Raw genomic sequence first — 22,356 nt, 5'->3', positions numbered from 1 at the left:
GGGCCCCCCCCCCCCCGCCGCGGGCGCCCGGCGGGGCCCCCCCCCCCCCCCGGCCCCGGGCGCCGCGGCCCCCCCCCCCCCGGGCCCCCCCCCCCCCGTTCCCCGGGCCGCCCGGGGCCGCGGGCGAGAGGCTTCGATACCCTGGGGTGGTATCAGTGCCCGTGGTGGGCGTGCACCACGGCGTGGCCGCGCCCCCGGCCGATCATCCACTTGTTGACCGGGACGGTCAGCGCGAACGCCAGGGCCAGCGAACCCGCCAGCGCCACCCAGAACAACAGGTCACCGAGGCCCGCGTCCATCGCCCCCGGGACGGTGACCATCACGGTGTTGTCGATCAGCTCCATCACCAGGATCGAGACGGTGTCGGCGGCCAGCGCGACCTTGACCGCGGCGCCGACGTCGAGGCCGGCCTTCAGCACGCCGCGCATGGTCAGCGCGTAACCGAAGACGAAGGCCAGCAGGATCGAGAGCACCACGGTCGCGCCGTTGTGCAGGCCGAAGGCGGTGCCGAGCACCATGCCCAGGATCTCGCCGATGGCGCACCCGGTGAGGCAGTGCAGGGTCGCCTGCGCGGCCGTCCGCCAGCCGGCTCCGCCACCGCCGTGGGCCTGGTGGCCGTGGTGGCCGGCATGGTCGCGCCCATGGTGTCCGTGGTGCTCGTGCCGCTCGTGAGCGGCGTGCTGCCGGTCGGCCCGCTCCTGGTGCTCGTGCTGCTCGGGGTGTGCCATGTCGTCCTCCACGCGCCCCGGCGCCCCGTTCGGCGCCGCTTCCCTCGCTCCGTCGCTGTCGAACATATACCCCCCTGGGGTATCTGACAATCCCGTTCCGACGCCCTCTTCCCCTGTGCACCCGTCCGTGTTCCGATGAAGGGCATGGCAGACGAACGACGCGCGGGTTACGACGGAACGGGTGAGGGCGCGATCAGCCGGGACGGCTGCGCCGTCGAGGTGTGGAGCCGGCTCCCCGCGGGCGACGCCCCGGACGTGATCGAGGCCGCGGTGCCGCCCGGCGCGCGCATCCTCGAACTCGGTTGCGGCGTCGGCCGGATGACGCACCCGCTGACCGATCGCGGCTTCGCCGTGACGGCCGTGGACGAGTCCCCCGACATGCTGGCCCGGGTCCGTGCGGACGTCCGCACGGTGCGCAGCCGGATCGAGGAGCTGGACCTCGGCGAGCGCTTCGACGTCGTCGTGCTCGCCTCCTTCCTGGTGCACGCAGGTGACGTGACGGTCCGCCGGGGCCTGCTGGAGACCTGCCGCCGCCACGTCACCGAGGACGGCTGCGTACTGGTGCAGCGCGAGGGCGAGGACTGGCACCGGAACGTGCCGCGGGAGAGCGCCATCGGCCCGGACGCCCGGGCCCGGCTGGTCTCGGCCACACCGGTCGGCGACGGCGTCAACTCCGTGCGCTTCGAGTACGTTTTCCCGGACGGCACCTGGACGCAGACCTTCCTGTCCCGCCCGCTCGACACGGAGGCGTTCGAGCGGGCGCTCGCGGAGGCCGACCTGGTGGTCGAGCGCTACCTGACCGCGGACCGCACCTGGGTCCGGGCCCGGCCGGTGCTCTAGGACGCGTCAGACACGCCCTGGACCCAACTCCGGGCGGGTTCCGGAGCGGCGGCGGGCTTGTGCGCAAAGCAGCGACAAAGGGTGAACAAAGAACCGTCACCTTCACCCCGTACCATCAGCCGCGCGCCGGGCTCGCGCGCGGCCCGCGGGCCGGGCGGGGCACGGCGGCCCCGCATGCCCTTCCGACCCGCAAGGACCCGCCCATGCCGCCCCTGTCCCACGCCCGACGGATATCCCCGGCGGGTGCCCGGTGATCGACTGGTTCCACGGGGCCGTCCTCGGCCTGATCCAGGGGCTCACCGAGTTCCTGCCGATCTCCTCCAGTGCCCACCTGCGGGTCTTCTCCGCCCTGTTGGGCTGGGACGACCCGGGCGCGGCCTTCACGGCCGTCACCCAGCTCGGCACCGAGACGGCGGTGCTGATCTACTTCCGCCGGGACATCGCCTCGATCATCAAGACCTGGTCGCTGTCCCTGTTCCGGCCGGCGCTGCGCTCGGACCCGGATGCGCGGATGGGCTGGTTCGTGATCATCGGCACCCTGCCGATCGGCATCCTGGGCAAGCTGTTCCAGGACACCATCGAGACCCACCTGCGCGACCTGCGGATCATCGGCACCACCCTGATCGTCTTCGGCCTGGTCCTGGCCTTCGCCGACCGCACCCGGGCCGTCCGCCACGCCCGTCCGATCACCGACCTCACGCTGCCGCACGCGGGCATCTACGGCTTCGCCCAGGCGCTGGCGCTGATCCCGGGCGTGTCCCGCTCCGGCGGCACGATCAGCGCGGGCCTGCTGCTCGGCTACAGCCGGGAGGCGGCCGCCCGCTACTCGTTCCTGCTCGCCATCCCGGCGGTGCTCGCCTCCGGGGCGCTGGAGCTGTTCAAGATCGGTGAGGGTCCGGCGCCGGCCTGGGGGCCGACCATCCTGGCGACCGTGATCGCCTTCGTGGTCGGCTACGCGGCGATCGCCTGGTTCCTGAAGTACATCTCCAGCCACAGCTTCATGCCGTTCGTGGTCTACCGGGTCCTGCTCGGCGTCCTGATCATCGGACTGGTCATCGGAGGCGTGCTGACCCCGGACGCGGGCGCCGTGAAGTAGAACCGGATTTCAGTGCGAGGACCCGCGGAAACGAGTGGGCCGGGACACCGTGTCGGTGTCCCGGCCCACTGAACGTTGTGGGCCCGACCCTAACGCCCGAACTCCCGGGCGGCGGTCAGTCGGCCGCGCACGGCGGCGTGGACCTCGGCCTCCTCGGCCGGGTCGGCGGCGAGCCTGCGCAACCGCTCCAGCACACGCGCGTCGCCCGTGGTGGCGACGTGGCGCGCGGCGAGCTCGCGCGTGGACTCCTCGCAGTCCCAGAGGCACTCGACGGCGGGCCCCTCGGGGAAGTGCACGTCGGTCGCGGCCAGCGCCTGGGCGGCGCGTCCGCGCAGCTCGGAGGAGGCGGCCTCGCCGTAGATGTGGCGCAGGACCGGCACGGCGTCGGCGGCGGCCAGCCGCCCCGCACCGTCCACCAGCGACCCGAGCCCGGTACCGCTGACCCCGCGCACGGAGATCCAGTGGCGCAGCCCGGCCACCACCAGCGGCGCGTCGGCCGGCTCCCCGGCGTCGGCGAGCAGCTGGACGGCGGCCTCGCCGAGCGCGCTGTCGGCACCGCCGCTGGCCGGGTCGGCCCAGCGGCGGGCGTGGGCCAGCACGTCGGGGCCGCGCATCCGGCCGAGCAGTTCCAGCGCGGCCCGGACGATCCGGTCGTCCACGTCCGCGGCGGCGGCCTCGATGAGCCCGACGGCGGCCGGGTCGCGCTGCTCGACCAGGTGGCGCAGGGCGGCCCGGCGCGCGCCGGGCAGGCCGTCGCGCGCCGCTTCCAGCAGCAGCGGGCGGTCCTCGGGCCGGACCACGGCGGTCAGGCAGCGGGCGGCGGCGGCGGCGCGGCGGTCCACCGCGTCGGGGCCGGACGGTGCGTCGCTGCCGCGTGCGGGCTCCCCACGGCCGTCGGGGCGGCCGAGGAAGGCACCGACCCCGAGGCCGCCGAGCTCGCCCTGGTCGGCCCAGGCCAGCACGTCGGCGGTGGACCAGCCGGGGGTGACGCCGCTGCGGTTGATCTGTCGCTGCCACAGGTCGAAGGGTGACTGCTCGCTGGCCGCGGCCACTCTGGGGTGGTAGGCCGCCCACAGCCGCCAGGGCCGGGGCTCGTACGCGTTGCGGATGAACTCGCGCAGCTCGGCGTCGCCCTCGGGGCCCGGCGCGAAGTGGTCCAGGACGGCGGTGCCGAGCAGCAGCAGGCCGCGGTCGTCGTCCCGCAGGGCGAGCTCGTCGAGGGCCCAGGACCAGTTGGCACCGGTGGCGGCGTACTCGCGCAGCATCAGCAGCGCGTCGCGCCGGCCGTACGCGGCGAGGTGGCCCAGGACGGAAAGGGCGAGGCCGGTGCGGCTCTCGTCGTCGGTGACCAGGTCCTCGGCGGAGTGGAGGTGGTCCTCGATGCCTTCGAGGGGGGCTTCCAGGTCCATGTAGATGCGGGCGTAGTAGAGGGAGCGGCTCTCGACCTGCCAGTCGGCTCGCGGGTCCCTGGTGACGCACTCCTCCAGCGCGGCGATGGCCTCGGCACGGTCGGCGGCCAGCGCGTGGAGCTGCCCGTCACCACGGCCTCGCTGAAGGAGGCCTAGGAGGCTGGCACTGGGTGCTATCACTGGCTCGAACATGAGGTCAGCATCCGTTGCGGCGGTCGGAGTGGCAACGGGATTTCCGTCGCCGGGGTCTCTGGTCGGTACTGCGGTGGGCGCCCGGGCGCCGGAATCACCGAAGGTTACCGCCTCGGGCCCCGGTCCGCACACAGGGCGACGAAGGCTCCGGCCACAGTGGCATATGCCAGAGGAATTTTGCCTGCGTTCTGTCCAAATCGCCCGCAAGGGTGACGACGCTGTGCGACAGTCTTCTCACTGTCCGAACGGCCCGCACCCCACGGGCCGTACCCGAGCGATGGGTTCGCCATGAACATGCCCTTAGGCGCCACCCGCCCGCCGGGAGCCGCCGCGGTGGACGGCGCCCCGACGGGCGGGAGCGGCACGGTGCACGGCACCGCGGCGGACGTTCCCGGCACCGCGGGCGGAAACGGTGCCGGCGACGGCACGGGCGACGCCGGCAGCGGAACGGACGGCAGAGTGGACGGCACCGCGCAGGAGCCGTCCGGCCGCTACCTGGACAACGGCGGCGGCCACGGCGCGATCGACGACGGTCCGCTCGGCTCCGCCGCATGGGACCTGCTCACCGACGGGATCCACTGGAGCCCGGAGACCTACCTCCTCCTCGGCTGCGACCCGGACCACGGCCCGCTCAGCCTCGACCGGCTGCCCGACCGCCTCCCCGAAGCGGACCGGCCACTGCTGCGGCGGATGATGACCGACGCCCTGGTGCACGGCCGCAACGCCGCCGGCACCCTGCGGGTCCGCCGCCCCTGCGGACGGCACGACGGCGTCGAGTGCGCGAGCGAGCCCGTCCTCGGCACGGACGGCACCGTGGTCGCCCTGCACATGCTGCTCCGCCCGGCCCCGCCGCTCTGACTCCGACGGACGGGCGCCCGCGCCCCCGGGGCGCACCCGCCGGAGGCCACCCGGGAGCCCGTCAGGTCAGCCGCCGCCGGTTCTTGGCGTCCGCCGCCCGCAGCTCCCGGCCCAGTTCCTCCCGCAACTCGTCCACCACCGCCAGCCCCCGGTACTGCGCGGTCAGCCGGTACATCTCCCGCAGCCGGTCCCAGGTCCGGTGCGAGGAGTTCTGGCCGATCAGGTTCAGCACCATCTTGGCCTGGAACTGTGCCGCGTCCGGCTCCCCGGTGATCAGGTGCACCGACGCCAGGGTGATCCGGTCGAACAACGCCGAACGCAGCTGTCCGGTGCCCTCCCGCAGCGTGATCACCCGCTCCGCGTGCCGACGGGCCTCGGCGGCCGCCGCCGGGACGTGCTCCGACAGCGTGCGCAGCACCAGGGCCTGCATACCGCGCAGTTCGGCTTCGTCGAACACCTGCATCCACGAGGGCGGCGGCTCCGACGCCTCCTCGCCGAACAGGTCCTCGGCCTCCCCCAGCAGCCGGTAGGTGTCCTGGGAGTGCCCGATCGACGCGTGCGCCCACGCCTCGACGGTATTGAGCATGGCGCGCGTTCTGGGCAGCAGCCGCCCGCCGCCCGCCTTGGCCGCCGCCATCAGGTCGAGCGCGTCGTCGGCCCGGCCCAGGTGCACCATCTGCCGTGCGGCCCGGGAGATCGCCTCACCCGCCCGCGGCCGGTCGCCGGCCTCCTTGGCCGCGTCCGCCGCCATCATGAAGTACTTCTGGGCGGTGGGCTCCAGGCCCACGTCGTGCGACATCCAGCCCGCCAGCACCGCCAGGTTGGCCGCGACCAGCCACAGCCGCTGCTCGACCGCCGGTGCGTGCCGGTGCGTCAACAGCCCGCCGACCTCGTTCAGTTGGCCGACCACCGCCTTGCGCTGCAAGCCGCCGCCGCGGGCGGCGTCCCAGGCCCGGAACACCTGCACCGAGTGCTCCAGCGACTCCACCTCGTCGAACCCGACCGGGCCCGCGTCGTACACGTCCACCACCGGGTGCGCTCCGCTCCCGGTGACCACCTGTCGCGGCCCGGGGACGGACGCCGCGTACGCGACCGCTTCCCCTCCCAGCCAGCCCTTCAGCGAGTCGGCGATGACCGCCCCGGCCGTGAGCGCGGCTCCGGCGCCCACCAATCCACGTCGGTTCAGCATGAGGTCCATTCCCGTGAACTCGGTGAGGACCGCGGCTGTTCGATCCGGCGACCACGGGACTGCTCCGGACGTGTCCGCTCCGGACCTGGTGGGCCGGTGTCGTTCCAGACCGAGGTCCTCAGTGGTGACGACACGGCCGAGCCGCTCCGTGAACACGGCCGCCAGCACCCTCGGCACCGGATCGCGCGGGATCTCCCCCTGCTCGATCCAACGCCGTACCCTCGACGTGTCGGTGGACAGCTGCAGCTGACCCATCGCGGCACCCCGACGGTTGACCAGCCGCGCCAGCTCGCCCTTCGACCATCCGGTCAGGACGAACAGATCGGCCAGTCGGGTGTTGGGTTCCCTGCTCAATGAAGCCCCCAGGTTCCTCGGCTGATCCGAGGCTAGAGGCTCGGGCAAGTGCCGGGCGAGCATTCGCCACCGTTCGCCAGGGCCCGCCAGACTACTAAGCCAGTGCCCGACGGGTGTGTTGTAGGGGTGCGCCACCTCGCCCCCCGGGTCGGGCGGCGTCCCACCAGCGTCGGGGCTGTCCCCCGACGGTGGCGCGGGGCGCTCCCGGTCCTCACCCGAGGGGGTGGCGCGGCCGGGTGGCGCGGGAGCGCCGGGCACGGCCACGGCAGTCCGGCCGACCGCATTCCCCAGGGTGCGGACGGCCGGAGCACCGCCGAACAGGGGTTCCCGACCCCGCGTCCGTGCCCGGCGCCCGCGCACCACCCCCCGCACGGCACGACGTACCGCACCACCCGACGTACCGAACCACCCGCAGGGCCGCCGTCGCGCCAGGAAGCACACGGCACCCGCCCTCCCCCGCCCCCGCGGGGCAACACCCGCCGACGGACCGGAAGGGACCACCCTCAGCCCATGTACTCCTCAGCGACGACCCCCACGCCCACCGCGACCCGCCCCGCGCTGCGCCCCCCCGCCGCAGCCGCCGGCCGCACCGGCCCGAGGGCGGTGCCCCCGGCGAGCCGTCCGGCGGCCCCGCGCGGCGCGGAGGGCCGGGCCACGGACACCCGGGTCGTCCCGACCGGCCGCACGGCGATGGGCCCCACCGGCCGTACCGCGCTGGGGCTGCGCGCCCCCGAGGCCGCCATGCCGGCCGGTGGCCGGATGCCGCTGGCCCGGCAGGCCGACGGCCAGGTGCTGCGGGCCCGGCGGCCCGGCCAGCCCGGCGGCGGCCCCGAGCGGATCGATCCCTCGGCGCTCCAGACCCCGGCGGTCCGGGCGGCGCTCGCCAGTGTCGCGCGGATATGTCCCGCGTTCACTCCGCGCCAGGTCCTGCGCGAGGGCAGCCGCCACATCCTGGTGGCGGGCACCATCGGGCGGGCTCCGGTGGTCGCCAAGTGCCTGGCGCCGCAGGCGGTGCGGAGTGAGTACTTCGAGCAGCTGGTGGCCGACTTCCACCACGAGGTCGCGGTCTACCGGGCGTTCGTCCGGCACCGCCCGCCGGTGCGGCTGCCCCGGCTGGTGGCGGCCGACCACGACCGGTGCGTGCTGGTCATGGAGCGCGTCCCCGGGCGCCCGGCCGCCCGCGAGCGCCACCCGGTCAACGCGCCCACCCCGGGCGAGGTGCGGGCGCTGCTCACCGCGGTCCGCACGCTGAACCTGTGGCGGCCGCCGACCGACGTCTTCCAGCCGCGCCTGGACTACCAGTTGGAGATCGCCCGCTACCACTCGGTGGGCCAGCTCACCGACCGGGACGCCGGCGACCTGCGCGGCCTGCTGCACGGCCTCGGCCACACCCCGCTCCAGCTCTGCCACGGCGACGCCCTGCTCAGCAACATGCTGCTGGCGCCGTCCGGCCCGGTGCTGGTCGACTGGGAGCAGGCCGGCTGGTACCTGCCCGGCTACGACCTGGCGGTGCTCTGGAGCGTCCTGTCCGGGGACACCGCGGCACGCCGCCAGATCAGCCAACTCGCCCAGAACGGCGGCACGATGGCCCGGGACGCGTTCCTGGTGAACCTGGTGCTGGTGCTCATGCGGGAGATCCGGCTGTACGACGTGCCGGGCGCCGGCGAGGAGCAGCGGATCATGATCCGCCGGCTCTACGACGACGCGGCGCTCGCCCGCCGCGCCGTCCGCGCCGCGGTCGGGACCCGCTGAGCCGCGGGGGTCCGACGCCCCACCGCCAAGCCCTGCCCTGCTCGCCCTGCTCGCCCCGCTGGTCGGCGCGGGCGGGGCTTGGCGGTGGGGTCCGGGCATCGCCGGGCGGAGGTCGGGGGCCTCTCCCGGCCGCCGGGCCGGGGGGCCCGTCGTGGCCCCGGGAACGACCGCCGGGCCCGGGCGCTACGGCCGGGTGCCCCGTTCCAGCGCGGCCCGTCCGACGGCCTCCAGGACGGTCTCGTCGGCGGCCAGGTGCACCCGGCTGCTGAGCACGTCCCGCAGGTAGCGCTCCAGCGGGTGACGCCGGCTCAGGCCGGGGTTGCCGGTGAGGGCGACGGCCTGCTGGACCACCGCCGTCGCGGCCCGGGTCGCCAGCAGGTGGGCCGGACCGGTCCGGGCGACCGCCTCCGGCTCGCCCCGGTCCACCCGGGCGGCCAGCCCCTCGACCAGCTCCTCGGCACCGATCAGCTGGGCCTCGATCTCGCCGAGGGCGGTCCGGTAGCGCGGCAGGGTGCCGAGCGGCTCGGTCAGGTTGGCCGGAGTGCGCTGGTTGAGGAAACGGATCAGCCAGGCCTCGGCGGCCCGGGCGACACCGATCGCCACCGCCGAGAGGGCCAGGTCGTGCCAGGCCAGGGAGAGTTCGGCCCCGGCGTCGACGTCCTGACGGGCCGTCCGGCGGCCGACGGTCAGGCCGAGCGCGAGGTCGGCCGGCACCCGGACCCCGTCCAGTACGACATCGTGGCTGGCGCTGGCCCGCAGGCCGAGCTGGTCCCAGGTCGGGTCGATCTCCAGGCCCTCGCTCTCGCCGCGGACCAGGAAGGTGCCGACCCTCGGCTCCTCCTCGTCGGTCCGCGCGGTGACCGCCATCCAGGCGAGCGCCTCGGCGCCGGTGCAGTACGTCTTCCGGCCCGTCAGCAGCCAGCCGTCGCCGTCCCGTCGGGCGACCGTGGCGGGCAGCTCGCCCACGACGGCCCCGGGCTCCGCCCGCAGGGTGTTGATCAGTACCGGGCCGCGCCGGGACTCGGTGAGCAGCCGCCGGTAGCCGGCCGTCGGCCAGTCGGCGCGGCGGGCCTGCTCGGCGTGCCGGAGCAGGGTGAAGGCGGTGACCACGGCCACCGAGGCGTCGCCGCGGCCGAGTTGGGACAGCACCCGGACGGTGTCGGCGAGCGTTCCGCCCGGACCGCCGTACCGCGCGGAGACGGTGAGGGTGAGCAGCCCGGCCTCGTGGACCGCCTCGATCCCCTGGTAGGGGAAGGTCGCGTCGCGGTCGTGCTCCTCGGCGCGGGCGGCCAGCAGGTCGACCACCCGGGGCAGCCCGGCGAGAGCGGCCTCGATCCCGGTGCGGTCGGGCACGGGGTCGGTGGAGGCGGACGCGGAAGCGGCGGGCGCGGTGGCGGACGCGGAAGCGGCGGGCGCGGTGGCGGAGGCGGAACGCGCCGGGCCGGCGGAACCGGTGGGTGTGGAACCGGTGGGCGTGGAACCGGTGGATTCGAGATGGCCGGAATCGGACCGGTCGGAATCCGCCGTTCGCGGGGCGGTCCGGGAACGGCGTCCGGCGGGAGCGTCCTCGGACGCACGATCGACGGTCGAACGGTTGACGGTGCGGGTCGTCATGATGCGGTGCCTCCGGGCGGCAGCGTGGGCTCGGCGAATGCGGGCGGCACGCCGTACGGGCGCGCGGTACCGACTGGCGGCCCCGGAGGCCGGCTCACGGCCCGCCCCCTGGTGTCGGCGCCGACCGGGCACCCGGTCGACCGCCCGCCGCCGGGGGACGAATCCCCCCTCAGCGGCCCGGACACGCCGCGCTGGCGGTGCGCCGCAGGTCCAGATGCCTGCGACGGGTCAGCAGCGGGAGACGGCACGGCATGTTCGCGACTGTACGAACCGTTGATCGATACCGTCAAGCAGCGTCCGCCCCCCGGGCGGGACCGGCCGGCCCCGCCGGGATCAGCCCTGCTGGAACATGTCCGCGGGGAGCGGCTTCAGCAGCTGATACAGGTCGTCCGAAATCGGTCGGTCCCAGGACGCGATGGTGACCAGGACGCCGTCGCTGCGGCCGAACTGGGCGCAGAACACGCGTTCCTCGCTGACCTTGACCTTCTTCACGATCAGCAGGTCGTCCCCGAGCATCACCGGGAAGTCCTCGGCCGAGACGAACTCGACCGGCTCGTCGTTCTCCAGCGCCGCGAGCAGCTGCCGCACCTCGAAGGGCACGTCGTCGCCGGTCTCCCGGGCGGGCGAACCCTCGGGGAGGTTGCCGATGAACATCGCCGGGCCTCTGCCGCCGAACAGGTCGTAGCGCAGGAAAATCCCCTGGCAGGAGCCGTCCGGGCCGGTCATCATGGCCGCACCGAAGTCACCGGGCCAGTCACCCGGGTCCATCGCGAGCACGTCGAAGTCCGGGCCGGCGGGCTGTCCGGAGCGACGGCGGAGAAAAGACATGGGAACATCGTACGTGTCCGGCAGACCACGCTCGCGAGGTGGGTGGGGCGCCGCCGGGGGACGAGCGGGAGATCGACGCTCAGAGACCAATGTTGACTCTGAGCAACCGTCCGGGCTACGTTCGGTTCAGCACGACAGCCGTTCTGGGTTTCACCCTTCGGGGGGACGGCATGTCGCAACGCGGCCCTACACGCGTTTCCCTCACTGTGCACTTGTCGTGCCGAACCGCCGAGCACCCAGCTTCGTCGTCGCACACTGCACGAACACACAAGCCAACAGTTCCATGCATCACAAGCCAGATCCGCGGGGCCCCGGCCCGTCGCTCCCGTGGATCTGCTCGGGACGCCGCCGCGTGGGGGCGTGCGGGTCCCGAGCATCGGTGCCGTCATCCGAGTCGCTCTCGGCGTCGGCGCCAACCTCCCGGCGACTGCCGGCCCCTCATGGGGCCGGGACCGGCCGACGCACCCCGGTGCGCAGGGGATGACTGGGAGGATGGCCTGGCAGTAGTGCCGGGCCGCACAGCAGGCGCCGTGTCTGGCCGCGTGGGGGCGGTGGGCACGGCGTCTGCCCGTGCTCATACTCTGAGCTGCGTTTGTCTAACAGTCAACAGAAATTCTGACGGGGCACGCTCAATGGATCATCACTTGTGATGTTCGGACCCGAAAGATCGTCTGCGGAGCGGACCCCCGTCGATCGGGGGTCCGCTCCCGCTGTGAACCGCCCGGCGCGCCGCCTCAGGTGAGGTCGAACTCGCCGTCCCGGGCGCCGAGCACGAAGGCCCGCCACTCGCCCGGCGTGAAGACCAGGACCGGCCCGTCCTCCTGACGGCCGTCCCGCATCCCGATGTAGCCGTCCACGAAGGCGATCTGCACGTCCCCGACGCCCTGACTGCTGCACAGCCACTCCGCCCCGGTGAAGTCCACCCTGGGCTTCCCGTTCGGCGCCAACTCCGGCCGCGCCACGCCGGCCTCCGTATTCGTCCCGCTGCTGGATCCCACTGACCGATCTCCTCCCGACGGCGTTCCGGAACCAGCCTAGCCACACCGCCCGGCCCCGGTCAGCGGGTTGACGAGGACTCCTCCGGGCGGGGACGGACACCGCCGGAGGACGGGTCGAGGCGTGTCCCGACCGGCGGGGGCGGCGGGCAGCTGCCAGAGTGCTGCCAGGGCGCCGCCCGACCGCCCTGCCGGCCCGCGCCACTCGAACGATTCGGCCACCGGTCCGGACGCCGATCCGTTCACCGGCCCCGCCCACCGGTCCGCCCGACGACCCGCCCACTGACCCGCCCAACGATCCATCCACCGGTCCACCCAACGATCCGCTCAAGGGAGCAGCCGATGAGCCGCCGGGACGGCACCCGCGCCGACGTCATCCCCATCTCCGACGCCCCTTCGGCCCACCCCCCGGCACCCCGTACGCCCCCCTCGCCCACCTCGTTGCCCCGGCCGACCCCCGCCCGGCCCGCCGTGCACGGGCGGGTCGGGATCGTCCTGGTCTCGCACAGCCAGGAACTGGCCACCGCCGTGCGTTCCCTCGCGCTCGCGTTGACCGGATCCGACTCCCCCGCACCGGTCGCCGCCACCGGGGGCGACCCGTCTGACGGACCGGGCATCAGCGCCGTCCTGGTGGCCGCCGCGACCCGACGGGTGGACCAGGGCCACGGCGTGGTGGTGCTCGCCGACCTGGGCGGGGCGGTCACCACCGTCCGCGCGCTGCTGTCCGACGCGGACGAGCACGGACTGCCGTTCCCCGTCAGGTTCGCCAACGCCCCGTTCGTCGAGGGCGCGGTGGCCGCCACCGCGACCGCCACGGCGGGCGGGGACCTGGCCGCGGTATTGGACGCGGCGGAGGAGGCCTACCGGCAGTACAAGGGCTGACCTCGCCCGGGCGGGGCCCGGTGGGTCGGGCGGGCGCGTGCAGCCTCGGCGGGTGCGGCAGGCTCGGCGGGTGCGGCAGGCTCGGCGGGTGCGGCAGGCTCGGCGGGTGCGGCGGACGCGGCTCGCCCGGCGGGCGCCCCTGGTGCGGCGGCCGCGACGGGCACGGCCGGTGGGCCGCTCGGGCTCAGGGGCGTTCCTTGCCCTCCCAGGTGAAGACCGCCGGCCCCTCGCACTCCAGCGCGTGGCGCAGCCGTTCGTGCTCGGTCTCGATCATCGGCGGCAGCTCGTCCAGCCCGAACCAGCCGACGTCCAGCGACTCGTCGTCGTTCACCCGCGCCTCGCCGCCGACCGCGCGGCAGCGGAAGGTCAGCACCAGGTACTGCGTCACATCGCCGTTCGGGTACGTGACCTGCGGCGAGACCGTGACGGAGGCGAGCAGCTCGGGCACGACCACCACCCCGGTCTCCTCCTCGCACTCGCGCACCACGCCGTCTGCCGGCTGCTCGCCCGGGTCGAGGATGCCGCCGACCGGCGCCCACCGGCCGTCGTCGGCCCGGCGAGCCAGCAGCACCCGGTCGCGTTCGTCCAGCACGACGGCGACGACGGCGCTGAGCCAGAGCGGACGGGTACCCACGATGGCGCGGAGTTCGGCGAGGAAAGGGGGAATGGCCATGAACCGCAGCCTATCGGGGCGGTTCCGGGCCGACCCGGTGCGCCCGGCCGGTGTCGGGCCGCAGCAGGGCGAGCACGGTGAGCCCGAGGATGTGCAGGTCGAGCCCGAGCGAGCGGTGCTCGACGTACCAGAGGTCGAGTTCGGCCCACTCGGGACGGCTGAGCGGGCGGGGCGTCCGGCCGCGGTCCAGGGCGTGCAGCTGGGCCCAGCCGGTGAGGCCGGGCCGCACCACGAGTCGGCCGCGCTCTCGCCGGGAGTAGCCCACGACCTGGACGGGGCTGGCCGGCCGGGGACCGATCACCCCCATCTCGCCGCGCACCACGTTCCACAGCCGGGGCAGCTCGTCCAGGCCGGTGCGGCGCAACAGGGTGGTGAGCCGACCGTCCCCGCCGGTCCGGAAGCGCAGGATCTGGAACTCGCGGCCGTGCCGTCCGGTCCGCGTCTGCCGCTGGAGCACCGGGCCGCCGGCGGAGCAGCGGAGCAGGACGGCGATCAGCAGGGCCAGCGGCAGCGCGACGATCGCGGCCAGGGCGGCGACGGCGAGGTCGCCGGCGCGTCTCATGAGGCGGCCACGGCACGATCCGGTCTGGCGCCCATCGCTCCCCCTCCGCGGCGCTTCGAGTCGAGTCGGAAGAACGCATTCACAGTAGAGGCGGGATGAAGCCGTTGTCCGGGAATGGTGAAAGAAGAGGGCCCAAGATTGTCAGACTGGACGATATTCAGTCGGTCTGACCAATTTCGCTCGATCGGTCGTTTCGAAATGCCGAGAGCGATCGACATAACGGGTGGGGGCGACGCCCGGACGGAACCCGCCTGCCGTACGACCGGCACCCCGGCCGGGAGCCGTCAGAGCACGGCGCGGCGGCGGTCGCGGAACACGCCGAACGCGATCCGGCCCAGCAGCAGGACGCCGGCGGCCAGACAGCCGGCCACCGCCATCGCCCAGGCCGGCCCGTCACTGTCCGGCACGAACACGGCCACGGCGATGCCGAGCACCAGGCAGGCCAGGCCCACCACGGCCAGCGGGAGCTGGTGGGTGACCAGCGCTCCGCCACTGCACGCGCGAGCCATTCGGGAGGCCCCGTGGAGATGGAAGGGGTCACGGTCCGCATCTGCCATGAGCCCAAGGTACCCCGGGGCGGGGCGAGCGGCAGCCCGCAGGGAGTGAAGGGTCGAACACCCTCTGCGACCGGAGAATCCGGGCTGGTCAGGGGCCCACCGAGATCGCCGCGAGGTGTGTCCGAGACGTCGGCGCGGGCATTCCGGCTCCACAATCAGTCCACGAAAAATCCTCGTCCCCCCGGTACAACCATCGGTCCGGTACAGCGGTCTCAATGGCATTGAGTGATCCAGGAGCCGTTCGAGGGTGGGCGTGAACCCCCACCGAGAACAGGAATATCCAGGAGCGGAGCCGCCGCCCCTGGAGTCGGAGGCCGGGCTCCGTCCTCCGGCGGTACCGCCACGCCGCTCGGCGAACGAGGGGGAACCGTGCCGCAGTCCCAGTCCAGTACATCGATCTCCATGGCCCGCGCCCGGCCGGCACCCGGCCTGCGCGCGCTGCCCCCGCCCACCGGACGGCCCGCCGACCGGCGCGACATCGGCCGGCCCACCGACCGCCCGGCCGCCGACCGCCTGCACGGCGGGCTGCTCCACGGCGAACTCCTGCACGACGAACTCCTGCGCAGTGAGCTTCTGCGCAGTGAGCTTCTTCACGACGACCATCGACACGGCGAGCCTCGGCATCGCGAGCCTCGGCCCGGCGGACACCGGGATGTCGGACACCGGGATGCCGGGCACCGGGACGGCGGGGGCCGTCACGGCGGGCACCGGGACGGCGGGGGCCGTCACCGGGCGGCCGGCGGCACGGAACAGCAGGACGCTCGGGGCGAATGGCTGCGGTTCGCCCCCGTCCAGCCGCTGTTCCGGGCCCTGGCCGCCCAGCGACTCGCCGTGCTCGCCTACCACGGGGTGACCGACCACCACTCCTTCGGCGCCCAGCTCGACCGGCTCCAGCGGCTCGCGACACCCGTCTCGCTCGGCGCGGTCCTCCAGGCCGTCACCGAGCGGCGGCCGCTGCCGCCCAGGAGCGTCCTGGTCACCTTCGACGACGCCGACCGGAGCGTGCTCACCCACGCCCTGCCGGCCCTCGACGCCCGGGGCATTCCGGCCACCGCGTTCGTCATCTCGGAGCTCATCGGCACCGAGCGGCCGTTCTGGTGGCACGAGGCCGACTTCCTGGCCCGGCACGGGGGCCGGGCCCGCTCGCTCGACTGCGGACACCCGTCCCAACTGCTCCGGCGACTCAAGGCCATGCCGGACCCGGACCGCCGGCGCAGCCTGCACGAGCTGCGGGTCAGCGCCGACCGCCGGCCGCCCCGCCAGGAGCAGCTGACCCCGGCCGACCTGCTCGCCCTGCGGGACGGGGGCGTCGCCATCGGCAACCACACCCAGGGGCACCCGTGCCTCGGGCGCTGCGACGACGACACCGTGCGCACCGAGATCACCGGTGCCCACGAGGCCCTCACCCACTGGCTGGGCGAACCACCGATCGCCTTCGCCTACCCGGACGGCGGCCACGACGTCCGTGCTGAAACCGTTCTGCAGGAGCTCGGCTACCGCCTCGGCTTCCTCTCCGACCACCGCCTGGGCCCCCGGCTCCCCTCCCATCCCCTCCAGATCAGCCGCCTCCAGGTCGACTCCACCACCAGCACCCGCCGCTTCGACACCATCCTGTCCGGCCTGGAACCCGCCTACCGCCGCTGGCGCCGTCAGGCCGTCGCCTAACGGGGGGCAGCAGGCCCCCACCTGCGCGCAGGAAGTCGGCTCGGCCTCCTCCCCCCCCCCCCCCGCTGGCCCCTGACGGCGGACCACCTACCGCGGCCCCCCCCCCCCCCCCCGCGCCGAATAACCCCGGCCCCGCCGACTTCCTGCGCGCGCACCACTACCGGTCCGCTCGCCCCTCAGGCACCGGAGGTGCCGCCCAGGCACGGCCGCCGCACCCCGCCCGGCCTCCCGCAATCCACGCACCGGAAAATCGGCCGCGCCGACTTTTCGATTCCAAGATCATGTGAGCGACGAGCCGGTCCGAGCCATCACCCCCGCGTGAGAAGTCGACCAGATCGACTTCTCACGCACTCACCCCGCCGAAGCCGCGCGCCCCCAGGAATGCCGACCCCGCCGACTTCCCGCACGCCCAAAGTTGGCCCCGCGCCAAAATCCGGCCAGCCCGACTCCCCCACACTCCACGACCGAATCTATGCGCGTAGAGGCCACTCGAAGCCGCCCCCGCGCACAGCAGCTCGGCATGAGAAGTCGGCCTGGCCGACTTCCTGCGCACGGGGAGGGCCTGGGCTGGCGATCGGAAGCCCGCAAGCCGCCCGGCAGCGGAGCCGCAGCCACCGCAGCGCGGCGCGGCGCAGCACAGGAAGTCGGCCCGGTCGACTTCTCGCGCTGCGCCGCCACCGAGAGAGCCCGCACGCGGCAGATCCACGCATCCCGATCCTGCGGCCCGCCTCGCCACCGAGAGAGGCGAAGCCTCAGCGAAGCAGGCGCCGCGCGAGAAGTCGGCCGAGTCGACTTCCTGCGCACCAGGGGCCCCGGTCGTGCAACCAGCAGGCCGCACGACTACGAGGCGGCGGAGCCATAGCGCCCCGAACACGACGCAGAAAGTCGACCAGATCGACCTCTCGCGCGCCGGCCGTGCCCACAGGAGCCGGAGGACCACCCTTTCAACGCGGCAGATGAAGCGAGCCCGGCATGAGAAGTCGGCCAGGCTGACTTCCTGCGCACGGGAGATCCACGCACCAAAGTCCTCCGGCCTGCGGCCGGCCATGCCGGGAGAGGTGAAGCCCACCCGAGCGAACGCCGCGTGAGAAGTCGGCCCGGTCGACTTCTCACGCACCGGGCGCGCTCGGGTGGGCGATCAGCAGGCCTCGGGGCGGCGGAGCCGTGGCGCCCGGACACGGAGCTGGAAGTCGACCGGATCGACCTCCCACGCGCCAGGAATCGGGAGAAGCCGACTCTATGCGCGTAGATCCATGTAGGTGCGAGGCGGGCACCACTGCGCGAGAAGTCGGAGGGGTCGACTTTCGGTGCGCCGGCGGGGCGCGGTGCGAGGCGGTCGTGCGTGAGAAGTCGGCCCGGTCGACTTCTCACGCACCGGGCGCGCTCGGGTGGGCGATCAGCAGGCCTCGGGGCGGCGGAGCCGTGGCGCCCGAGCGCGGAGCGGGAAGTCGACCGGATCGACTTCCCGCGCGCGCTGCGTCGGTCGGCCGCTCGGGGTCAGCCGATGAGGGTGGCGAGGGCGTTGCCCTGGGGGTAGAGGGCGGCGACCGGGGGGAGGTTGGCGGGGGCGCCGGCGTGGAGGACGGTGAGGGTGCCGCCGCCCGTCCTGGTGGGGTCGGCGACGCGGCGGAGGGCCTGGGCGGCCACGGCGTCGGCGGAGCCGTGCAGGGTGAGCCCCGGCGAGGCGGTCGGGGCGACGGCGGCGCGGATGCGGTCGTCGACGAGTTCGTAGTGGGTGCAGCCGAGCACGATGACGTCGGTCCCGACCGGTGTCCGGGCGGCGGCGTCGGCGATGGCGGCGGTGATGGCCTCGTCGTCGCCGTGCTCGACCGCGTCCGCGAGGCCCGGGCAGGCGACCTCGGTGACGTCCGCCGAACCGCCGAAGTCGCGGATCAGCCCGCGCTGGTAGTCGCTGCCGGTGGTGGCCGGGGTGGCCCAGATGGCGACCCGGCCGCCCTGCGCGGCGGCGGGCTTGATCGCCGGGACGGTGCCGATCACCGGAAGCCCGGGCTCCAGCTCGGCCCGCAGGGTGGCGAGCGCGTGCACGGAGGCGGTGTTGCAGGCGATCACCAGCGCGTCGGGTTCGAGCGCGGCGGCGGCCCGGCAGCAGCCGAGGGCCAGCTCCGTGACCTCTTCCGGCGTACGCGGCCCCCACGGCATCGAGGCCGGGTTGGAAGAGAGCACCAGATCCACGTCCGGGCGCAGCTTCCGAAGGGCGGCGGCGGCGGCCAGCAGGCCGATTCCGGAGTCCATCAGTGCGATCTTCACGGGTCAAGACTTTAGTCGATGCGCCCGTCCGGCCCGGTTCTGCGGCAGACTGCCGGGGTGACCGTCCTGCTGTGGATCGCCGCGTTCTCCCTGCTGGTCTGGCTCTGGCTGGCGTGCTGCCACGGTTCGTTCTGGCGCACGGACGTACGGCTGCCGCCGCGTCGCCCGCCGGTCCGCTGGCCGCAGGTGGCGGTCGTGGTGCCGGCCCGGGACGAGGCCCTGGTGCTCCCGGCGAGCCTGCCGACGCTGCTCGCGCAGAAGTATCCGGGGCGGGCCCGGGTGTTCCTGGTGGACGACCACAGTTCGGACGGAACCGGTGCCCTGGCGGCGGAGCTGCGGACGATCGACGGGCTGGAGCTGACCGTCACCACCCCTCCCCCGCTGCCGCCGGGCTGGACCGGCAAGCTGTGGGCGCTGCGGCACGGCGTGGCGCTGGCCGGGCCGGACGTCGAGTACCTGCTGCTGACGGACGCCGACATCGCGCACGGTCCGGATTCGCTGGCCGAGCTGGTGGCCGCCGCCGAGAGCAACGGGCTGGACCTGGTGTCGCAGATGGCCCGGCTGCGGGTGGAGACCGGCTGGGAGCGGCTGATCGTGCCGGCCTTCGTGTACTTCTTCGCCCAGCTGTACCCGTTCCGCCGGAGCAACCGTCCCGGTGCCCGGACGGCGGCCGCGGCCGGCGGCTGCTCGCTGGTGCGGCGCGAGGCGCTGGAGCGGGCGGGCGGGGTGGCGGCGATCCGGGGCGCGGTGATCGACGACGTGTCGCTGGCCCGGGCGGTGAAGTCCGCCGGCGGCCGGACCTGGCTGGGCCTGGCCGACGACGTGGACAGCGTGCGCCCGTACCCGCGGCTGGAGCAGCTGTGGCGGATGGTCTCGCGCAGCGCCTACGCCCAGCTCAGGCACTCGCCCGTGCTGCTTCTCGGGACGGTGCTGGGGCTGGCGCTGGTCTATCTGGTGCCTCCGGTGGCGACGGTGGCCGGGCTGGTGGGCGGGGTGCCGGCGGTGGCGGCCGCGGGCGGGGCGGCGTGGGCGCTGATGGCGGGCACGTACCTGCCGATGGTCCGGTACTACGGGCAGCCGGCCGCGGCCGTGCTGCTGTTGCCGTTCACCGCGGGGCTGTACCTGCTGATGACGCTGGACTCGGCGGTGCAGCACTGGCGCGGCCGGGGCGCCGCGTGGAAGGGCCGGACGTACTCCCGGGCCTGAGAAGTCCCCTGTGCCGAACCCGCTGCGCGGTGGGCCGACCCGTTCCATACTGCTCGGATGGACCGTCAGCAGATCTCCCGCCTCGCCCATGCCCGCCACCCGGTCGCGGCCCCGCTGGCGGACGAGTCGGTGGCCCGGTTGCTGGACCGCGCGACGGCCGGGACGGAGCGGGGCCGGGCCCTGGACCTGGGCTGTGGTGAGGGCGCCTGGCTGCTCCGGACGCTGGCCGCCCGTCCGGACTGGCGGGCGGTGGGCGTGGACCTGGACGCGGCCGCGCTGACCCGGGCCCGGGAGACCGCGACCGCGCTCGGCGTGGTTCGCCGGATCGGCCTGCACCACGTGGACGTACGGGAGTTCAGCTCGCTGGAGCCGTTCGACGTGGTGCTGTGCGTCGGCGCCACCCACGCGTTCGGCGGTCTGCTGCCGACGCTCGCCGCGGCCCGCGAACTCCTGGCCCCGGGCGGCCGGTTGCTGGTCGGCGAAGGGTTCTGGCAGTGCGAGCCGTCGCAGCCGGCGCTGGACGGGCTGGGCGCCGTCCGGGAGGACTTCGCGGATCTGGCGACGACCACCGACCGGGTCCTCGCGGACGGCTGGACGCCGGTGTTCGGTCACGTCAGCTCCGAACAGGAGTGGGACGACTACGAGTTCTCCTGGACGGGCTCGCTGGCCGAGTGGGCAATGGATCACCCGGGCCACCCGGACGCGGCGGCCGCCCGCGAGGCCGCGGACCGGCACCGCACCGAGTGGCTGCACGGCTACCGGGGGACGCTCGGCTTCGTCACGTACCTGCTGCGCCGCGACTGACGACGGACGACTGCCGCGACTGAGGTGACCGGAGCGACCGCGACGGCCGAAGCCGCGGCAGTCGTCCGGCCCCGTTGGAGCGGCCGGGTTCCCGCCGCCCCGGCGATCGGCTACTTCGGGATCCGCGCGAGGAAGTCGTCGATCAGCGGGGCGATTTCGGGCAGCTTCTCCTCCAGGGCGAAGTGCCCGGTGTCGAACAGGTGCAGCTCGGCCCCGGGCAGGTCGCGCAGGTAGGCGCGGGCTCCGGCTTCGGTGAAGAACGGGTCGCCCAGGCCCCAGAGCACCAGAGCGGGCGGCTGGTCGGCGCGCAGCCAGGCCTGCCAGTCGGGGTAGAGCTCGACGTTGGAGAAGTAGTCGAGGGCGAGTTCGACCTGGATGTCCTTGCGGCCGGGCAGGTCGAGGAAGTGCTGGTCGAGCGTCCAGCCGTCGGGGGCGATCAGGCTCGGGTCGCCCGTGCCGCCCTCGTACTGGTCGCGGGTGACGTCCGGGGTGAGGATCGAGCGGGCGGCCTGCTCGGCACCCGGCACGCCGCGCTTGTTGGCGATGAACTCCCGCGCCTGGTCGGAGAGTCCCTCCTCGTAGGCGTTGCCGTTCTGGACCACCAGTCCGGTGATCCACTCCGGGTGCCGGGTGGCCAGGCGCAGGCCGACGGGGGCGCCGAAGTCGAAGACGTACAGCGCGAAGCGGTCCAGGCCGAGGGCGAGGCAGAACCCCTCGATCACCTCGGCGAGGCTGTCGAAGCGGTACGTGAAGGTGCCGGGCGCGGGGCTGTCGCTGTGGCCGAAGCCGGGGTAGTCGGGGGCTATCAGGCGGTAGCGGGTGCCGAGCGCGTCGAGCAGCCGGGCGTACTGGTGGGAGGACGACGGGAAGCCGTGCAGCAGCAGGAGAACGGGCGCGTCGGCCGGGCCGGTTTCGCGGTAGAAGACGCGCAGGCCGTCGACGTCGACGTGGCGGTGGTGGATGTGCGGGATCGTCAGCTCGCTCATGCTAACCATTAAACAGCATTTGAATGGTTAGGCAAGGTCCTTGTCCGGCAAACCGCTTGCCGGACAAGGAACATGTGCGAGCTGATCCGATGTCACCGACGTGGCCGGGAGGGCCGGCTCAGTAGTGGTGCTGCCGCTCCTGCTGCACCAGGTGGTCGAGCACCTCGGGCATCGCCTCGACCCCGCCGGCCTGGGTCGGCGAGGTGCGGTACTCGCCCTGGACGACGACCGTCGGCAGCTCGTTGATGCCGTAGCGGGTGAAGGCGGCGGCGGCCTCGTCGACCGACCGGCCCACCGCGGCCGAGCGGTAGGCCCGGCCGAACGCCTGGGCGTCGACGCCGTTGCGCACGGCCCAGTCGGTGGCGGTGGCCTCGGTGGTGAGGTCGAGCCCCTCGTTGTGCACGGCGCGGAACACGCCCGCCTGGAGGCGGCCGACCAGGCCCAACCGGTCCAGCGCGTAGTACAGCCGGGCGTGGCCGCGTTGCACGGCCTCGTCCTGACTGCCGGGCCAGACGGCCGGGACGCGGCGCAGCACGACATCGGCGCGGTGCTTCTCCGCCCAGACCTGCAAAGGCTGTTCGAGCGCCTGGGAGTGGCCGCAGTCGTACCAGAAGAATTCGACCGCCTCGGTCCGGGCGCTCACGCGCACCGGTTGCGGGTGGTCGAGCTCGACGAACTTGGCACCCTCGGCGGGGGGTTGGTGGGACATCGCGCCGGCCTGGACGGGGGACGCGGCAATCCCGACGGCGACGGCGAGCAGGACGGTGGACCGCAGCAGCGACTTCGAGTTCACACCGGGCAGTGTGCTGGCGACGGTTCGCTACCGACCGGTTGCTGCGGCGCGAGCAGGGCCGGATTCGCTCGATCGGCGTACCAGGGCCCGCGCCCGTTGACGGGA

Annotated in this window: 21 protein-coding genes; 8 read left to right on the top strand and 13 right to left on the bottom strand. The window is 74.1% G+C overall.

The features are described 5' to 3' along the window. Nucleotides 1-152: 152 nt before the first annotated feature. Complete coding sequence (locus ACFVHV_RS23415) at nucleotides 153-728, bottom strand: DUF4396 domain-containing protein (protein ID WP_380353149.1); 576 nt, start codon at nucleotides 726-728, stop codon at nucleotides 153-155. A gap of 144 nt (nucleotides 729-872) precedes the next feature. On the opposite strand from ACFVHV_RS23415, the gene ACFVHV_RS23410 reads away from it, so the two are divergent. Both ACFVHV_RS23410 and ACFVHV_RS23405 read left to right on the top strand, forming a co-directional pair. Next, a complete protein-coding gene (locus ACFVHV_RS23410) occupies nucleotides 873-1,568 on the top strand; it encodes a class I SAM-dependent methyltransferase (protein WP_359914624.1) in 696 nt (231 codons plus the stop codon). A 253-nt stretch (nucleotides 1,569-1,821) separates the two neighbouring features. Next, the gene (locus tag ACFVHV_RS23405; RefSeq protein WP_380353153.1) at nucleotides 1,822-2,664 is read left to right on the top strand and encodes an undecaprenyl-diphosphate phosphatase; all 843 of its coding nucleotides are present in this window, start codon (nucleotides 1,822-1,824) and stop codon (nucleotides 2,662-2,664) included. Between the two features lie 89 nt (nucleotides 2,665-2,753). Here the strand turns inward: ACFVHV_RS23405 and ACFVHV_RS23400 are convergent, their stop codons facing one another. Beyond that, nucleotides 2,754-4,265, bottom strand: a complete 1,512-nt coding sequence (locus tag ACFVHV_RS23400; RefSeq protein WP_359914618.1) for a HEAT repeat domain-containing protein — start codon at nucleotides 4,263-4,265, stop codon at nucleotides 2,754-2,756. Between the two features lie 288 nt (nucleotides 4,266-4,553). Between ACFVHV_RS23400 and ACFVHV_RS23395 the strand changes: the two genes are divergently transcribed. After that, complete coding sequence (locus ACFVHV_RS23395; RefSeq protein ID WP_359914615.1) at nucleotides 4,554-5,123, top strand: hypothetical protein; 570 nt, start codon at nucleotides 4,554-4,556, stop codon at nucleotides 5,121-5,123. Between the two features lie 61 nt (nucleotides 5,124-5,184). Here the strand turns inward: ACFVHV_RS23395 and ACFVHV_RS23390 are convergent, their stop codons facing one another. After that, nucleotides 5,185-6,666, bottom strand: a complete 1,482-nt coding sequence (locus ACFVHV_RS23390; RefSeq protein WP_380353147.1) for a hypothetical protein — start codon at nucleotides 6,664-6,666, stop codon at nucleotides 5,185-5,187. A 690-nt stretch (nucleotides 6,667-7,356) separates the two neighbouring features. Between ACFVHV_RS23390 and ACFVHV_RS23385 the strand changes: the two genes are divergently transcribed. Beyond that, the gene (locus ACFVHV_RS23385) at nucleotides 7,357-8,418 is read left to right on the top strand and encodes an aminoglycoside phosphotransferase family protein (protein WP_380353152.1); all 1,062 of its coding nucleotides are present in this window, start codon (nucleotides 7,357-7,359) and stop codon (nucleotides 8,416-8,418) included. Nucleotides 8,419-8,601: 183 nt separating this feature from the next. Here ACFVHV_RS23385 and ACFVHV_RS23380 read toward each other — a convergent pair whose 3' ends face one another. From ACFVHV_RS23380 to ACFVHV_RS23365, 4 genes are all read right to left on the bottom strand, one after another. Next, nucleotides 8,602-9,771, bottom strand: a complete 1,170-nt coding sequence (locus ACFVHV_RS23380) for an acyl-CoA dehydrogenase family protein (protein WP_380353145.1) — start codon at nucleotides 9,769-9,771, stop codon at nucleotides 8,602-8,604. Between the two features lie 430 nt (nucleotides 9,772-10,201). After that, nucleotides 10,202-10,285, bottom strand: coding sequence for a putative leader peptide (locus ACFVHV_RS23375; protein WP_350526312.1), 84 nt, complete (start codon nucleotides 10,283-10,285; stop codon nucleotides 10,202-10,204). Between the two features lie 80 nt (nucleotides 10,286-10,365). After that, the gene (locus ACFVHV_RS23370; RefSeq protein ID WP_030058989.1) at nucleotides 10,366-10,860 is read right to left on the bottom strand and encodes a hypothetical protein; all 495 of its coding nucleotides are present in this window, start codon (nucleotides 10,858-10,860) and stop codon (nucleotides 10,366-10,368) included. 734 nt (nucleotides 10,861-11,594) lie between these two features. Then, nucleotides 11,595-11,822, bottom strand: coding sequence for a DUF397 domain-containing protein (locus ACFVHV_RS23365; protein WP_359914630.1), 228 nt, complete (start codon nucleotides 11,820-11,822; stop codon nucleotides 11,595-11,597). A gap of 375 nt (nucleotides 11,823-12,197) precedes the next feature. Here ACFVHV_RS23365 and ACFVHV_RS23360 point away from each other — a divergent pair, with 375 nt between their 5' ends. Beyond that, nucleotides 12,198-12,737 (top strand): PTS fructose transporter subunit IIA, encoded by a 540-nt coding sequence (locus tag ACFVHV_RS23360; protein ID WP_359914607.1) that lies wholly within the window; start codon nucleotides 12,198-12,200, stop codon nucleotides 12,735-12,737. A gap of 184 nt (nucleotides 12,738-12,921) precedes the next feature. Here the strand turns inward: ACFVHV_RS23360 and ACFVHV_RS23355 are convergent, their stop codons facing one another. The 3 genes from ACFVHV_RS23355 to ACFVHV_RS23345 form a co-directional block, all read right to left on the bottom strand. Then, the gene (locus tag ACFVHV_RS23355) at nucleotides 12,922-13,410 is read right to left on the bottom strand and encodes an NUDIX domain-containing protein (RefSeq protein ID WP_380353144.1); all 489 of its coding nucleotides are present in this window, start codon (nucleotides 13,408-13,410) and stop codon (nucleotides 12,922-12,924) included. Nucleotides 13,411-13,420: 10 nt separating this feature from the next. Next, the gene (locus ACFVHV_RS23350) at nucleotides 13,421-13,972 is read right to left on the bottom strand and encodes a sugar transferase (protein WP_380353142.1); all 552 of its coding nucleotides are present in this window, start codon (nucleotides 13,970-13,972) and stop codon (nucleotides 13,421-13,423) included. 284 nt (nucleotides 13,973-14,256) lie between these two features. Continuing rightward, nucleotides 14,257-14,481: a hypothetical protein gene (locus tag ACFVHV_RS23345; protein WP_359914598.1), complete on the bottom strand. Its 225-nt coding sequence runs from the start codon at nucleotides 14,479-14,481 to the stop codon at nucleotides 14,257-14,259. Between the two features lie 417 nt (nucleotides 14,482-14,898). Here ACFVHV_RS23345 and ACFVHV_RS23340 point away from each other — a divergent pair, with 417 nt between their 5' ends. Next, entirely contained in the window at nucleotides 14,899-16,194 is a 1,296-nt protein-coding gene (locus tag ACFVHV_RS23340; protein WP_380353140.1) for a polysaccharide deacetylase family protein, read from the top strand. Between the two features lie 1,497 nt (nucleotides 16,195-17,691). Here ACFVHV_RS23340 and ACFVHV_RS23335 read toward each other — a convergent pair. Next, nucleotides 17,692-18,462, bottom strand: coding sequence for a glutamate racemase (locus tag ACFVHV_RS23335; protein ID WP_380353138.1), 771 nt, complete (start codon nucleotides 18,460-18,462; stop codon nucleotides 17,692-17,694). 18 nt (nucleotides 18,463-18,480) lie between these two features. Between ACFVHV_RS23335 and ACFVHV_RS23330 the strand changes: the two genes are divergently transcribed. Together ACFVHV_RS23330 and ACFVHV_RS23325 are read left to right on the top strand one after the other, a co-directional pair. After that, nucleotides 18,481-19,668: a glycosyltransferase gene (locus tag ACFVHV_RS23330; RefSeq protein WP_359911812.1), complete on the top strand. Its 1,188-nt coding sequence runs from the start codon at nucleotides 18,481-18,483 to the stop codon at nucleotides 19,666-19,668. A gap of 57 nt (nucleotides 19,669-19,725) precedes the next feature. Continuing rightward, nucleotides 19,726-20,472 carry an SAM-dependent methyltransferase gene (locus ACFVHV_RS23325; RefSeq protein ID WP_380353136.1) on the top strand — a complete coding sequence of 249 codons (747 nt, stop codon included), beginning with the start codon at nucleotides 19,726-19,728 and terminating at the stop codon, nucleotides 20,470-20,472. 110 nt (nucleotides 20,473-20,582) lie between these two features. On the opposite strand, the gene ACFVHV_RS23320 is transcribed toward ACFVHV_RS23325, so the two are convergent. Further along, nucleotides 20,583-21,458 carry an alpha/beta fold hydrolase gene (locus ACFVHV_RS23320; RefSeq protein WP_380353134.1) on the bottom strand — a complete coding sequence of 292 codons (876 nt, stop codon included), beginning with the start codon at nucleotides 21,456-21,458 and terminating at the stop codon, nucleotides 20,583-20,585. Between the two features lie 118 nt (nucleotides 21,459-21,576). Continuing rightward, nucleotides 21,577-22,251 carry a thiol:disulfide interchange protein DsbA/DsbL gene (locus tag ACFVHV_RS23315; protein WP_380353132.1) on the bottom strand — a complete coding sequence of 225 codons (675 nt, stop codon included), beginning with the start codon at nucleotides 22,249-22,251 and terminating at the stop codon, nucleotides 21,577-21,579. Between the last annotated feature and the right edge of the window lie 105 nt (nucleotides 22,252-22,356).

This window comes from Kitasatospora sp. NPDC127116 (assembly GCF_042677365.1).
Classification (GTDB): domain Bacteria; phylum Actinomycetota; class Actinomycetes; order Streptomycetales; family Streptomycetaceae; genus Kitasatospora; species Kitasatospora lactacystinica.
The sequence above is the reverse complement of the archived record's forward strand: the minus strand, read 5'-3'. Positions and strand labels throughout refer to the sequence as shown.

Coding starts and splice junctions, on each gene's coding strand:
- ACFVHV_RS23415 (WP_380353149.1), bottom strand. CDS start 728: ATGGCACACCCCGAGCAGCACGAGCACCAGGAGCGGGCCGACCGGCAG.
- ACFVHV_RS23410 (WP_359914624.1), top strand. CDS start 873: ATGGCAGACGAACGACGCGCGGGTTACGACGGAACGGGTGAGGGCGCG.
- ACFVHV_RS23400 (WP_359914618.1), bottom strand. CDS start 4,265: ATGTTCGAGCCAGTGATAGCACCCAGTGCCAGCCTCCTAGGCCTCCTT.
- ACFVHV_RS23395 (WP_359914615.1), top strand. CDS start 4,554: ATGAACATGCCCTTAGGCGCCACCCGCCCGCCGGGAGCCGCCGCGGTG.
- ACFVHV_RS23385 (WP_380353152.1), top strand. CDS start 7,357: ATGGGCCCCACCGGCCGTACCGCGCTGGGGCTGCGCGCCCCCGAGGCC.
- ACFVHV_RS23375 (WP_350526312.1), bottom strand. CDS start 10,285: ATGCCGTGCCGTCTCCCGCTGCTGACCCGTCGCAGGCATCTGGACCTG.
- ACFVHV_RS23370 (WP_030058989.1), bottom strand. CDS start 10,860: ATGTCTTTTCTCCGCCGTCGCTCCGGACAGCCCGCCGGCCCGGACTTC.
- ACFVHV_RS23360 (WP_359914607.1), top strand. CDS start 12,198: ATGAGCCGCCGGGACGGCACCCGCGCCGACGTCATCCCCATCTCCGAC.
- ACFVHV_RS23355 (WP_380353144.1), bottom strand. CDS start 13,410: ATGGCCATTCCCCCTTTCCTCGCCGAACTCCGCGCCATCGTGGGTACC.
- ACFVHV_RS23350 (WP_380353142.1), bottom strand. CDS start 13,972: ATGAGACGCGCCGGCGACCTCGCCGTCGCCGCCCTGGCCGCGATCGTC.
- ACFVHV_RS23345 (WP_359914598.1), bottom strand. CDS start 14,481: ATGGCTCGCGCGTGCAGTGGCGGAGCGCTGGTCACCCACCAGCTCCCG.
- ACFVHV_RS23330 (WP_359911812.1), top strand. CDS start 18,481: ATGCGCCCGTCCGGCCCGGTTCTGCGGCAGACTGCCGGGGTGACCGTC.
- ACFVHV_RS23325 (WP_380353136.1), top strand. CDS start 19,726: ATGGACCGTCAGCAGATCTCCCGCCTCGCCCATGCCCGCCACCCGGTC.
- ACFVHV_RS23320 (WP_380353134.1), bottom strand. CDS start 21,458: ATGAGCGAGCTGACGATCCCGCACATCCACCACCGCCACGTCGACGTC.